We start from the raw sequence: 11939 nt of genomic DNA, 5'->3' as shown, positions 1-11939 counted from the left end.
TTCCTATAACACGGTTGATTATCGTTGAATAAAGGAACACATCATCGCTTCAAAAGCGAGTTTTGCACTAGCATTCGTTGAAATACGTTTACGTGTTAGCCTCAAAGTATCTAAATGTCCGAGTGCTTGTTCTGGGCTCATTCGTTGCGCATAATCATGTAATTCTGCGGTGAGGTGAGTATTAATCAGTGCAGAACCAGTACCAAGCTGTATCGTCAGCACGTCTCTAAACACCGTTTGCAGATCAATGAGAAAACGGTCTAACGTGTCGGTAGCCATTCGCCGACTACGACGTTTCTGCTCTTCTTCTAACTGACGAATCTGAGCTTTAACATTGGGTGTTATCTGTTCGTCTTCTGCTATTCCAAGGGACCTCAAAAGCTCTTGCAGCTCACGTTCATGTCGTTCTTTTGACGTATGATCGGCTTCTGCCTGAGCGATATTAACGAGCTCTTGAGCAGCACGCATTGCTGCTGGAACAGATGAAAGAAAAATAGGCATACGAACTACCTGTTCACGGCGTTGACGTGCCTCAGCAGAACGTACAAGATGACGGGCAACCCCAATATGTCCTTGTGCCAGTGACGCACAATGACGTGCAAGAGCTTCTGGATACCCTTCGATACCGGCAAGAAGTTTAACGACTTCTTCTCGATGAGGTACTCGCAGCGTGACGGGTCTACAACGAGAACGAATTGTTACCAGAACATCTACGGGGGATGGTGCACAAAGAATCCAGATGGTATGTTCTGGTGGTTCTTCAATGGCTTTGAGCAAGACGTTAGATGTTCTTTCTGGCATCCTATCGGCATCTTCGACGATGATAATACGCCAGCGCCCTACGGCAGGTCTATCTTGAGCTTTGGTGACGAGTTCTCTTGCCTGCTCAATTTTAATGTTGATATTCTCAGTGGAAAAGTGCGTCAAATCTGCGTGGGTACCGCGTAAAACACTATGGCAGGTTTTGCATACTCCACACCCACGACGTTGAGGGTTGGGCTCTTCACAGAGTAAGGATGCGGCAAATGCTCGTGCCATGGTTGATCGTCCTGAACCGGGCGGGCCTGTAAAAAGCCATGCATGTGTAGGACGTTCTAACTGGGCTTGTTGACGGAGTTGTTCTACAACTTCTGGTTGTCCGATGAGTGTATTCCAGATGCTCATCCTTGCTCCTGAATATATTGGATGAGGTGGGCATAGATATTTTGGTGAATCTGTTCAATGTCTTCTTGCGCATCAATACACACGTAATGGTGTGTTTTTGCTGAAGCTGATTGTGGTAAATCATTGAATGCTTGTTGTATTTTTTGGTGAAAGCTATCTGGTTCTGCTTCTAGACGGTCTTGTTGTCCTCGACGATGAGTGCGTTGTCGGCTTTTCTCTAAGGGCAGGTTGAGTAAGAACGTAATATCTGGGTGCAGGTTTTCAGTGGCCCAGAGTGAAAGGTTTGTGATGTTTTCTTGGCCAAGTTCCCGCCCAACACCTTGATAAACGGCAGAAGAATCAATATACCGGTCGCATAGTACAATTTTACCTTCTGCTAAGGCTGGGCGGATGAGTTGTTGGGCGTGAGCGGCACGTGATGCCGCAAAGATGAGAGCTTCAGTTCTCGCGTCAATAGTTGTTTCTGCATTTTCGAGGACGAGCTGACGCAGTTTCTCACCGATGGCGGTGCCTCCCGGCTCTCGGGTGCATATAACATCGTAGTTTTCTTGGCGTAGTCGTCGCTCCAAGAGTTTGACTTGGGTAGATTTACCAGCACCATCGCCACCTTCAAAGACAACGAATATTCCGTTACCTAGATGTCCTGTTGCGCGGTGCTGTGCACTATAGTTTAGAGATTCGCTCACGCTTATAAGAGTATCAAAGCAATAGAAATAGGTACTTAGCTCAAAAGTGTCTTCTGCGGTAAGTAATAGAAATGTTTTCTGCTGTTAAAAAGTGTACGTACTATTGTGGATGGTTGAGTTCAGCGTAGTCTAATGGGTATGAGTACAGCAAAAGACATTTCTGCAGCAACATATGTGGTCAGCGCTGGTCGTCCAGCCCCAGAGCACGATGCTCCGGTGAACCCTCCTGTTATTTTCTCCTCAACGTATCGTGGAGCAGGCACTGTAGACCCTGACCATGACAAGGTCTATGCACGCTTTGACAACCCTACGTGGAATGGTTTTGAAGAAGTCGTCGCTGGTATTGAGGGCGCGTCTCTTCCGGGGCTTGTCTTTTCGTCAGGAATGGCAGCTATATCTGCGGTCATGGATTTAGTTCCTGCTGGTGCAACGATCCTGATTCCACGTCACGTGTACATGAGCTCAGCAACAATTGCTGAAGACTTGCAACGTCGTGGTGTTGCTGAGGTGATTCGCTTAGATATCGAGAACACTCAAGAAGTTCTTGATGCTTTAGAGAGAGTCTCTCAAAAATATGATTTAGCTGGAAAAACTCCTCATTATTCTGCCCCTGAAGCGCTTTTATGGTTAGAGAGCCCCACAAACCCCATGCTAGAAGTCGCTGATTTACCCACGATTTTGAGTGCTGCTCAACGGCTTGGCGTGCTTTCTGTTGTCGATAATACTTTTTCAACAGGTTTAGTTCAGCAGCCTTTAGCTTTGGGCGCTGACGTGGTGGTTCATTCTGCAACGAAGTATCTATCAGGGCATTCTGACGTTCTTTTAGGGATTGCGATAACTTCTCATCAGCCGTTACGGGAAGCTATTTTGCGTTATCGTACGTTACATGGCGCTATTGCTGGCCCGATGGAAGCATGGTTAGCGTTAAGGGGTATTCGTACATTGTCTTTACGTATGGAACGTTCTATGAGTAATGCGCTGGAACTGGCTCAGCGTTTGAGTAAGCATCCTGCTGTCGCACAGGTGCGTTATCCGGGTCTTCCGGAGGATGCTGGGTATGAGCGCGCTCGCCAACAGATGAATGGTTTTGGTGCTGTACTGTGTATTGTTCTTGACGCTGATGCGGTGCAGACTCAGCAGGTGGTGGAGCGTTTGCGGTTGTGGACTCCTGCAACGAGTTTAGGTGGTGTGGAATCTTTGGTGGAGCGTCGTCGTCGTCATCCCTCGGAGCCAGAGAGTATTCCTGAATCGTTGATTCGTTTATCTGTGGGTATTGAGCATGTTGATGATTTATACGCTGACTTGTGTGAAGCTCTTGATGGTTTAGCCAAATGATAGGCTGTGTTATATGAGTCCTCTATCTATTGTTGTGTATTTTCAGTGGGGCGTATCTGCTTTGTTCGCTCTGGTTGTTGCTGGTTTGTCTTTATGGGCATTGTTAGATGCTGTTCGTGCTACTGATTATGCTTATCAGTCGGCTTTTAAACGGACTAAGACTTTTTGGGTTGCCTTAACTGGTGGTAGTGTCTTGGCTTCTGCTTTGGCTCTTTTGACGTTGTCTCAGGGTGGTGTCCCTAATTTGTTCTTCCAGCTTTTTGCGGCGATTGCGGCTGGTGTGTTCTTAGCTGATGTCCGCCCAGTTGTTACGGTACGTCGCAATAAAGACTATTAAACACAACTAAACGCAAAAGATTCTGAGGGGTTTGTGATGTGCTGTTATCGCGCATCATAAACCCCTCTATTGTGCATTGATTAGTGTATTTATAAGATTTCTTGTATTTTTTCTTGATGTTCATCGCGTATTTTCCAGAACTTTTAGGGATTTTTAAGTGGGAATACCTTTGCATGTGTGGATAGTAGTGGAACAATGGAGATATGACTTACAAACTAGTATTACTCCGTCACGGCCAGTCCGAATGGAACGAACTCAACCTCTTTACCGGTTGGGTGGACGTTAACCTCACCGAACAGGGCCGCGCAGAAGCTCAACGCGGTGGACAAATGCTCAAAGAGCGCAATATCCTTCCCGATGTTGTTCACACCTCTCTACAACGCCGCGCTATCAATACCGCAAACCTCGCTCTTGACGCTGCAGATCGTCTGTGGATTCCTGTCAAACGTAACTGGCGTTTGAACGAGCGTCACTATGGTGCTCTACAGGGCAAAAATAAATCCGAAACTCTTGAAAAATACGGTGAAGAGCAGTTCATGACATGGCGTCGTTCTTATGACGTTCCACCTCCTGCACTCGACGATAACGACGAGTACTCTCAGGCGAACGATCCTCGTTATGCTGATATCGAGAACGCGCCTCGTACCGAATGCCTCAAGGATGTTCTAGAACGTATGCTTCCTTACTGGGAATCAGACATTAAACCAGACCTAGCTTCTGGTAAGACTGTTCTCGTTGCAGCTCACGGTAACTCCTTGCGTTCTTTGGTCAAGCACCTTGAAGGTATCTCTGACGAAGACATCGCTGGTTTGAACATTCCTACTGGCATTCCGCTGTACTACGAGTTGGACGAGAATTTCCAACCGCTTAAAGCTGGTGAATATCTTGATCCTGCTGCTGCAGCTGAAGCAATTAAGGCTGTTGCTAACCAAGGCAAAAAATAATATCTAGATTGTTTTCTTCGGCGTCTCTAGCTTGTCTAGGGGCGCCGTCGTTTTGTCTGGAAGGGAAATTGCAGGTGAACATTCATCTTTTGATGTTCTTCTAGTTTTCCTTCTGCGTCTGTTAAGAATAAGCTGGTGTTTGTGGACCCTATCCTCATTGCTCTAATTTTTATTATGGTTGGTCTTGCTATTGGCGTATTGAGCATGTGGGCTGTCACTAAAAGTGACCGTGAACGTGCGCAATGGGCAGATATTGAAGAGCCAAGTATTCAAGACGGCGCTGCCGAAGTGCTTGCCGTAATTGGTCGCGCCTATGTTGTGGTGGACGCTGTTGACGGTGTGGTTCAAGCTTCACCCGGTGCATATGCTTTAGGGCTGGTCCGTGGGCACACCATCGTGTGCGAAGAGATGATTGAGATGATTCGTCAGGCTCGTAGCGGTGGCACTATCGCAGAACGTGAAATATCTTTAATCCGTGGAGTAACGACTAAGAGTACTCTTGTCATTGATTTACGTGTCGCTCCTTTGCGCGATGAATATATTTTAGTTCTTGCCGATGACCGTACCGAAATCGCTCGAGTTCAAACCATTCGTAATGACTTTGTTGCCAACGTCTCTCATGAACTTAAAACACCTGTTGGTGCTATTGGGTTGATGGCAGAGGCCATCGAATCGTCTTCAGACGACCCAGAATCAGTAGAGTATTTTTCACAACGGTTACAGAAAGAGTCTCGTCGTTTAGCTTCTTTGGTCCAAGACGTCATCGAGCTTTCTCGGTTGCAGTCTGCTGATGTGGTGCGTCAATCTCAGCTTGTTGACGTCAACGACCTAATAACCGGTGCCATTGATAGAAACCGTATTACTGCTGAGGGTAAAAATATCACGTTGAGTTCTCAAGGGTGGGCGAAGCATTTGGTGCACGGAGACCCTGAGCTTTTAGGTACTGCGTTACGTAACCTCATTGAGAACGCTATCCGTTATTCTCCTGAATCAACGCATGTGACGGTTTCTGTTCGTCAGGATGAAGAGAATATTTATATCTCTGTGACGGACGAGGGTAATGGTATCGCTCGCGAGGAACAAGACCGTATCTTTGAACGTTTTTATCGTATTGATCCTGCTCGTTCTCGTCAGACCGGTGGCACTGGCTTGGGGCTAAGTATCGTCAAGCACGTGATGGCTCAGCATGGCGGCGAGATATCTCTTGAGTCAGAGGTTGGTCAAGGATCTACGTTTACGATGTCTTTGCCGATGGTTGATGAACAAACTGAGCATGACTTATTAGGGTCAGAAAGCGTCACCTACGCCCCGTAGACGAGGTGTGCTCGTACAATTTTTGTAGAGGCTCAAACATTGTTGAGAGCTATATTTTCTGAATGTAAAGGACATAACTATATGGCTAGGATCTTAGTTGTTGAAGATGAAGAAGCTTTGAGCGAGCCTCTCGCCTTCTTACTAGGACGTGAAGGGTTTGACGTTCAGGTCGTTGATAACGGTATTGACGCTGTTGTTGAGTTTGAACGTAATGGTGCTGACCTTGTTCTTCTTGATGTCATGCTTCCTGGTCAGTCGGGTATGGAAGTGTGCAAGCAACTACGTTCCCAGTCTTCTGTTCCTATCATTATGCTCACTGCTAAAGACAGTGAGATTGATAAGGTACTTGGTTTAGAGCTTGGCGCTGACGACTATGTCACAAAGCCTTATTCTTCTCGTGAGCTTATTGCTCGTGTACGAGCGGTGTTGCGCCGTCAAAGTGATGGTGAAGAATTAGAGCCTTCGAGCGCTGTCGAAGTTGGTCCTGTGCGTATGGACGTTGAACGGCACATCGTCACTGTTGACGGTGAGACGGTGACAATGCCGTTAAAAGAGTTTGAGCTACTTGAGATGCTCTTGCGTAATGCTGGTCGAGTTTTGACACGTTCTCAGCTGATTGACCGTGTATGGGGCTCTAATTATGTGGGAGATACGAAGACTCTTGATGTTCATATTAAGCGTATTCGTTCAAAGATTGAGCCAGATCCTTCAGCTCCTCGCTATGTTGTGACGGTGCGTGGCTTGGGCTATAAGTTTGAGTCTTAGGTTTTACGGTTTAATAGGCAGATAAAAAAAAGCTGGTGGGCACTCACATCACAGTGAGTGCCCACCAGCTTTTTTATGACAGAAGCGGTGCCGTGTTTTAGTGTCCGCTAGATTCTGCTGGTGTTGCGCTTGCGCTAGACATTGCGGCATTGGGAACGAATGGTTTGTACTCTGGTAGTGTGCCGTCAAGTACGGGAATGTTTACCGGTTCGCTATGTCCGTTGGAGCTGACTTTTACGTCAAGTAGCATGAGCCCAGGGTTTGCACCAGCTGGGTCGATGATGAGTTTGTGGGATTCATCTTCTAAACGAATTTCTTTGCCTGCTGGTACGGTGATGTTTTCTGCACCGGCAGGGAAGTTGATGGTGACGGTAGCGTCTTCTTTGCCGTTGTTGAGGATAGTTCCGAGAACTCGCCCGTCAGCGTCTGCTGATTCTGCGATCACCATAATGTTACGTACGGCAATGTCTCCTACGTTTGCTGATACGCCGTCAGAGGGTGAGTATTGGAATGTTGTTGGCTGGGTGTAGATGTATCCACAGCCTGTTGTGGTGAGCGCTGCAAGTGCGATGGTGGTGCAAGCGGCTGCACGTTTGAGCGTGGAGGAGACGGCAAACTTCACGGCATGAACTCCTTGATGGTTACGAAGCATTATCGTTGTGCTGAGGTAAATGTGTGTGTCTCAATACAACTGAAAATATTAGGGTCTTTCGTATACAGTCTAACGGTTTAACGACGGAACGTCTGTATCTGCTCAATGGAGGGTGGATGAAAAGGCGGATAAATGCTAAATATAAGGTTTTTGTGGCTTAAAAATTACTTCTGGTGGTTCTTAAATCTTCCCATGATAGACTAGTTAAGCTGAAAGGGGTTTATCCATATGCTTTTTGAGGTTGGCGAAACCGTCGTTTACCCTCACCACGGTGCTGCAACAATCGAAGAAATTAAGATGCGCACTATTCGTGGTGAAGAAAAAATGTACTTAAAACTCAAGGTTGCTCAGGGCGACCTTGTGATTGAGGTACCTGCTGAGAACGTTGATATGGTGGGCATGCGTGATGTCGTTGATGAACGCGGCTTACAAGAAGTTATCGACGTGTTGCAGGCTCAAGATACTGAAGAAGCCGCGAACTGGTCTCGTCGTTATAAAGCAAATGTTGAGAAACTTGCTTCCGGCGACGTGATTAAGGTTGCTGAGGTCGTTCGTGACTTATGGCGTCGCGAGAACGACCGTGGTCTTTCTGCTGGTGAGAAACGTATGCTCGCTAAAGCTCGTCAGATTCTTTCGTCCGAGGTTGCTTTGGCTAAAGATATTGACGAACAATCTGCTGAGAAAGAACTCGATAAAATTCTCGAAGACGTCTAAAAATCTAGAATATTTATTCTTTTCTATCCGGTAGGCTCATGGCTGTGACTAATACCGATAGTTTTTCTCAGATGGCGGACGACGTTGCTGGAACATCTCCAGTAGCGTCGTTCGCCGTCGTCGTTCTTGCCGCTGGTTCTGGTACTCGTCTTGGATACGGTATCCCTAAAGCTGCTGTTCAACATTCTGGCAAGACCTTATTAGAGTGGGCTCTAGCTGGCGTTGATGCTTCTGGTGTTGCTTCACGTATCGTTGTTACTGTTCCGAAAGGCGATACTGCTCTGACGAAGATTGTTGCTAACTATGGTGCTCTTACAGTGTCTGGCGGGTCAAGCCGTGCTGAGTCTGTTGCTTTAGCATTATCTGCCTTAGACAATGCTCCCGTGCGTTCTGGCTTCTCTTCTGACGCTCCTTCTCACGTGCTCATCCACGATGCGGCACGAAGTTTTACACCTGTTGAGGTGTTTCATCGGGTCTGCCAGTCATTATCTTCAGGGCAGGCTGCCGTCATTCCTGTTCTTCCGGTTGTCGATACGATTAAGACGGTAGATACAGACGGGTACGTGCGTTCTACTGTGCAGCGTTCTGTTTTGCGTTCTGTTCAGACTCCGCAAGGTTTCCATCTCAAAACGTTATTAGAGGCATACCGGCAGACAGAACAGCAAGGTTTAAATGATGAGATCACCGACGATGCATCTGTTGCTGAAATGTGCGGTATCCCCGTAAAAACTGTTCTTGGAGATTTCCGTTCACTAAAAATTACTGTCGCTGAGGATTTGGCGTTAGCTTCAGCGTTAAAACTTGCAGATGAGTTATCTGCTGTTTCAGAGAAAGATTGATGTCTAGAATGATAATTCCTCGTACTGGGATTGGTATTGACGTTCATGCTTTTAGCACAGACCCTCAGACACCACTGTGGGTTGCTGGGCTGCTGTGGGATGGAGAAGTTGGGCTATCGGGTCATTCTGATGGTGACGTTGTGGCTCACGCTGCTGCTGACGCTCTTTTTTCTGCTAGCGGTACTGGGGATTTAGGGTCAAATTTTGGAGTCGACCGTCCGGAACTCAAAGGTGCTTCTGGCATTTTCTTGTTGGAGGAAGCTGCACGGATTGTGCGTTCTTCTGGTTTTGAGATTGGCAATATTGCGGTTCAGCTGGTAGGCAACCGTCCCAAGTTTTCTCCTCGTCGTCAGGAGGCTCATGACGTTCTTTCGAAGGCGGTTGGTGCACCGGTAACGGTTACTGCTACGACAACTGATGGCTTGGGGCTAACCGGTCGAGGTGAAGGCATTGCCGCTATTGCTACAGCATTGGTGTATCCGTCTTCTTCCGTTGCAGATAAAGAGTAACGGGTAGTAACTACTCACACTTATCGCGGGGTGTCGTTGGTTAAAACGTGCGCCTTTGCTCAGCTTTGCATAGACTAAGGGAGTGACTTTGCGTTTTTACGATACTGCTACTGCTTCTATTCGAGATTTTGTTCCTGTCCGCCCCGGACATGCGTCGCTTTATTATTGTGGTGCGACGGTTCAGGGCGCCCCTCATATTGGGCATGTGCGTTCTGCCTTGGTTTTTGACCAGCTGTCTCGGTGGCTTCGCTACCGTGGTTATCAGGTGACAACGGTTCGTAATGTCACTGATATTGACGATAAGATTCTTGTGAACTCTGCGCGCTCTTTTGAGGAGGCTTATGAGGGTAAGTACCCTTGTGAGCCTTGGTGGGCTTTAGCGTATCGTTACGAGAAAGTTTTTGCGCAGGCCTATGATGCTCTTGGTATTGACCCACCAACCTATGAGCCTCGAGCGACGGGGCATATTCCGCAGATGTTTGCCTTGATTGAGCGGTTGATTGCTGCCGGCCATGCGTATCCCGCGTTGGATGATTCTGGTGACGTATATTTTGATGTTCGTTCGTGGCCTAGCTATGGTGCGTTGACTCATCAGCATATTGATGACATGCAAGATGCGGCTGATGCTGATCCTCGCGGTAAGCGTGACCCTCGTGACTTTGCGTTATGGAAGGGCTACAAAGCGGGTGAGCCAGAGTCTGCTTCATGGGATTCTCCGTGGGGCCGTGGTCGTCCAGGCTGGCATTTGGAGTGCTCTGCGATGGCTGGCCGTTATCTTGGTTCTCATTTTGATTTTCATGGTGGCGGTTTAGATTTACGTTTCCCTCATCATGAGAATGAGTTGGCGCAGTCTACTGCTGCTGGTGATGCTTTCGCGAATTTCTGGCTTCATAATGGTCTGGTCACTTATGAGGGTGAGAAGATGTCGAAGTCTATCGGCAATACGGTTTCTCCTGAGCAGATGCTTCAGAGTGCGCGGGCTCTTGCTGTTCGTTATTATTTGGGTCAGGCTCATTATCGTTCAGTGCTTGATTATCGTCCGACGTCGTTGGAAGAGGCTACGGCTTCGGTAGAACGTATTGAGGCGTTTCTTGCTGCAACTGTTTCTGAGCATCGTTTGGGTGAGGTTCCTGAAGAGTTTGCTCAGGCAATGGACGATGATTTGAACATTCCTCGTGCACTAGCTGTTGTTCATGAGTATGTTCGTGCCGGTAATTCTGCTCTTGCTCAGGGTGAGGATGTTTCTTCTATCGTTGTTGCTGTTTATACGATGGTTGATGTTTTGGGTCTTCGTTCGTTGATGAGTTTTTCTGCCTCTGGTCAGGGTTCTTCGGCTGCTGCTGAGGTTGCGTTGGATTCGTTGATTCAGGGCATGTTGTCTGAGCGTTCTGTTGCTCGGGAACAAAAAGATTGGGCACGCGCTGATGAGATTCGTGATGCTCTTTCTGCTGCTGGTGTGACGATTAAGGACGGGGCTTCAGGTTCTACTTGGTCGTTGTCGTAGTTTTTTAGTTTTGGTATAGATATGTTCTCTGCTTGTCTCAGGGCGCATATATTGGATATATAGATGTGAAGTCGTAGAGGTTTCTACGCAGGATATTGAGGAATAGTTATGGCTAAGGCTGGGCGTCGTCCTGGAGCGACGACAAAGAAAAAGGGTCCTACTAAGGGAACCGGTGGTAAGAACCGTAAGTCTCTTGAGGGTAAGGGGCCTACTCCTAAGGCGGAGGATCGTCCGTATCATAAGGCGTATAAGATGAAGCGTGCGGCTGAGCGTCGTCAGGTTGGTTTGCATTCTCGTCCGCAGCCTCGTTTGGGTGGTAAGCGTACGAGCGAGGAGTTAGTGACTGGTCGTAATGCGGTGTTGGAAGCGTTGAAGACAGATATTCCGGCGAAGCATTTGTATGTGATGAGTCGTATTGATGCTGATGAGCGTGTTCGTGAGATTATGACGTTGGCGAATAAGGCTGATTTGCCGATGCTTGAGATTTCTCGTGGTGAGTTGGATCGTTTGACGGAGGGTTCTGTTCATCAGGGTATTGCTTTGCAGATTCCTCCGTATAAGTATCCTGATGCTACGGATTTGGTTTTGTCGGTGATGGAGTCTCATCATGCTGGTGAACTTTCTTCTGCTCCTCTTTTTGTTGCGTTGGATGGTATTACTGATCCTCGTAATTTGGGTGCCATTATTCGTAGTGTTTCGGCGTTCTCTGGTGATGGTGTGATTATTCCTGAGCGTCGGTCTGCTGCGGTGACTGCTTCTGCTTGGAAGACTTCTGCTGGTGCTGCTGCTCGTATTCCTGTTGCGATGGCTACGAATTTGACTCGTGTTGTTCAGCAGGCGAAAGATGCTGGTGTTTTTGTTGTTGGTCTTGATGGTGGTGGAGACATTCTTCTTCCTGAGTTGGAGCTTGCTTCTGAGCCGTTGATGATTGTTGTTGGTTCTGAGGGTAAGGGTCTGTCTCGTTTGGTGACGGAGAACTGTGATCAGATTGTTTCTATTCCTATTGATTCTGCGATGGAGTCGTTGAATGCGTCGATGGCGGTGGGTATTTCTTTGTATGAGGTATCTCGTCGTCGTGCGTTAAACAGCTAGTTGTGAGTTGTTTGAGCCGGTTATTTCTTCTTGTATGAGGGGAGGTAGCCGGCTTTTTTGTGTATTTTGGGTGCTTTGAGAACT

Annotated in this window: 13 protein-coding genes; 10 read left to right on the top strand and 3 right to left on the bottom strand. The window is 47.5% G+C overall.

The genetic code is table 11. The features are described from left to right. Positions 1–18: 18 nt before the first annotated feature. The gene (locus ACN08X_RS07645) at positions 19–1164 is read right to left on the bottom strand and encodes a DNA polymerase III subunit delta' (RefSeq protein WP_419102385.1); all 1146 of its coding nucleotides are present in this window, start codon (positions 1162–1164) and stop codon (positions 19–21) included. Then, a complete protein-coding gene (tmk, locus tag ACN08X_RS07640; RefSeq protein WP_419108389.1) occupies positions 1161–1850 on the bottom strand; it encodes a dTMP kinase in 690 nt (229 codons plus the stop codon). The genes ACN08X_RS07645 and tmk overlap by 4 nt, the downstream gene beginning before the upstream one ends. Positions 1851–1988: 138 nt before the next feature. Between tmk and ACN08X_RS07635 the strand changes: the two genes are divergently transcribed. From ACN08X_RS07635 to ACN08X_RS07615, 5 genes are all read left to right on the top strand, one after another. Further along, positions 1989–3185: a trans-sulfuration enzyme family protein gene (locus ACN08X_RS07635; protein ID WP_419108388.1), complete on the top strand. Its 1197-nt coding sequence runs from the start codon at positions 1989–1991 to the stop codon at positions 3183–3185. A gap of 13 nt (positions 3186–3198) precedes the next feature. Next, positions 3199–3522, top strand: a complete 324-nt coding sequence (locus ACN08X_RS07630) for a DUF2516 family protein (protein WP_419103788.1) — start codon at positions 3199–3201, stop codon at positions 3520–3522. A 203-nt stretch (positions 3523–3725) separates the two neighbouring features. Continuing rightward, positions 3726–4466, top strand: a complete 741-nt coding sequence (locus tag ACN08X_RS07625) for a phosphoglyceromutase (protein ID WP_419103787.1) — start codon at positions 3726–3728, stop codon at positions 4464–4466. A gap of 141 nt (positions 4467–4607) precedes the next feature. Beyond that, entirely contained in the window at positions 4608–5780 is a 1173-nt protein-coding gene (locus ACN08X_RS07620) for a sensor histidine kinase (protein ID WP_419102401.1), read from the top strand. Positions 5781–5861: 81 nt separating this feature from the next. Further along, positions 5862–6545 carry a winged helix-turn-helix domain-containing protein gene (locus tag ACN08X_RS07615; RefSeq protein ID WP_419108387.1) on the top strand — a complete coding sequence of 228 codons (684 nt, stop codon included), beginning with the start codon at positions 5862–5864 and terminating at the stop codon, positions 6543–6545. Positions 6546–6642: 97 nt separating this feature from the next. Here ACN08X_RS07615 and ACN08X_RS07610 read toward each other — a convergent pair whose 3' ends face one another. Further along, the gene (locus tag ACN08X_RS07610) at positions 6643–7167 is read right to left on the bottom strand and encodes a hypothetical protein (protein ID WP_419106540.1); all 525 of its coding nucleotides are present in this window, start codon (positions 7165–7167) and stop codon (positions 6643–6645) included. A 258-nt stretch (positions 7168–7425) separates the two neighbouring features. Between ACN08X_RS07610 and ACN08X_RS07605 the strand changes: the two genes are divergently transcribed. The 5 genes from ACN08X_RS07605 to rlmB all read left to right on the top strand — a co-directional run bounded on the left by ACN08X_RS07605 (position 7426) and on the right by rlmB (position 11855). Then, the gene (locus tag ACN08X_RS07605) at positions 7426–7911 is read left to right on the top strand and encodes a CarD family transcriptional regulator (protein ID WP_419102392.1); all 486 of its coding nucleotides are present in this window, start codon (positions 7426–7428) and stop codon (positions 7909–7911) included. Positions 7912–7955: 44 nt separating this feature from the next. Next, positions 7956–8750 (top strand): 2-C-methyl-D-erythritol 4-phosphate cytidylyltransferase, encoded by a 795-nt coding sequence (ispD, locus tag ACN08X_RS07600; RefSeq protein ID WP_419108386.1) that lies wholly within the window; start codon positions 7956–7958, stop codon positions 8748–8750. A gap of 8 nt (positions 8751–8758) precedes the next feature. Then, a complete protein-coding gene (gene ispF, locus ACN08X_RS07595) occupies positions 8759–9259 on the top strand; it encodes a 2-C-methyl-D-erythritol 2,4-cyclodiphosphate synthase (RefSeq protein ID WP_419102402.1) in 501 nt (166 codons plus the stop codon). 82 nt (positions 9260–9341) lie between these two features. Further along, entirely contained in the window at positions 9342–10763 is a 1422-nt protein-coding gene (cysS, locus tag ACN08X_RS07590; protein ID WP_419108385.1) for a cysteine--tRNA ligase, read from the top strand. 108 nt (positions 10764–10871) lie between these two features. Further along, on the top strand, positions 10872–11855 hold the full coding sequence (rlmB, locus tag ACN08X_RS07585) for a 23S rRNA (guanosine(2251)-2'-O)-methyltransferase RlmB (RefSeq protein WP_419108384.1): 984 nt from the start codon (positions 10872–10874) through the stop codon (positions 11853–11855). The last annotated feature ends 84 nt before the right edge of the window (positions 11856–11939 follow it).

This window comes from Rothia sp. P6271, from assembly GCF_048512995.1.
GTDB lineage: Bacteria > Actinomycetota > Actinomycetes > Actinomycetales > Micrococcaceae > Rothia.
This window is presented reverse-complemented; position numbering and strand designations above follow the sequence as displayed.

Coding starts and splice junctions, on each gene's coding strand:
- ACN08X_RS07645 (WP_419102385.1), bottom strand. CDS start 1,164: ATGAGCATCTGGAATACACTCATCGGACAACCAGAAGTTGTAGAACAA.
- ACN08X_RS07635 (WP_419108388.1), top strand. CDS start 1,989: ATGAGTACAGCAAAAGACATTTCTGCAGCAACATATGTGGTCAGCGCT.
- ACN08X_RS07630 (WP_419103788.1), top strand. CDS start 3,199: ATGAGTCCTCTATCTATTGTTGTGTATTTTCAGTGGGGCGTATCTGCT.
- ACN08X_RS07625 (WP_419103787.1), top strand. CDS start 3,726: ATGACTTACAAACTAGTATTACTCCGTCACGGCCAGTCCGAATGGAAC.
- ACN08X_RS07615 (WP_419108387.1), top strand. CDS start 5,862: ATGGCTAGGATCTTAGTTGTTGAAGATGAAGAAGCTTTGAGCGAGCCT.
- ACN08X_RS07605 (WP_419102392.1), top strand. CDS start 7,426: ATGCTTTTTGAGGTTGGCGAAACCGTCGTTTACCCTCACCACGGTGCT.
- ispF (WP_419102402.1), top strand. CDS start 8,759: ATGATAATTCCTCGTACTGGGATTGGTATTGACGTTCATGCTTTTAGC.
- rlmB (WP_419108384.1), top strand. CDS start 10,872: ATGGCTAAGGCTGGGCGTCGTCCTGGAGCGACGACAAAGAAAAAGGGT.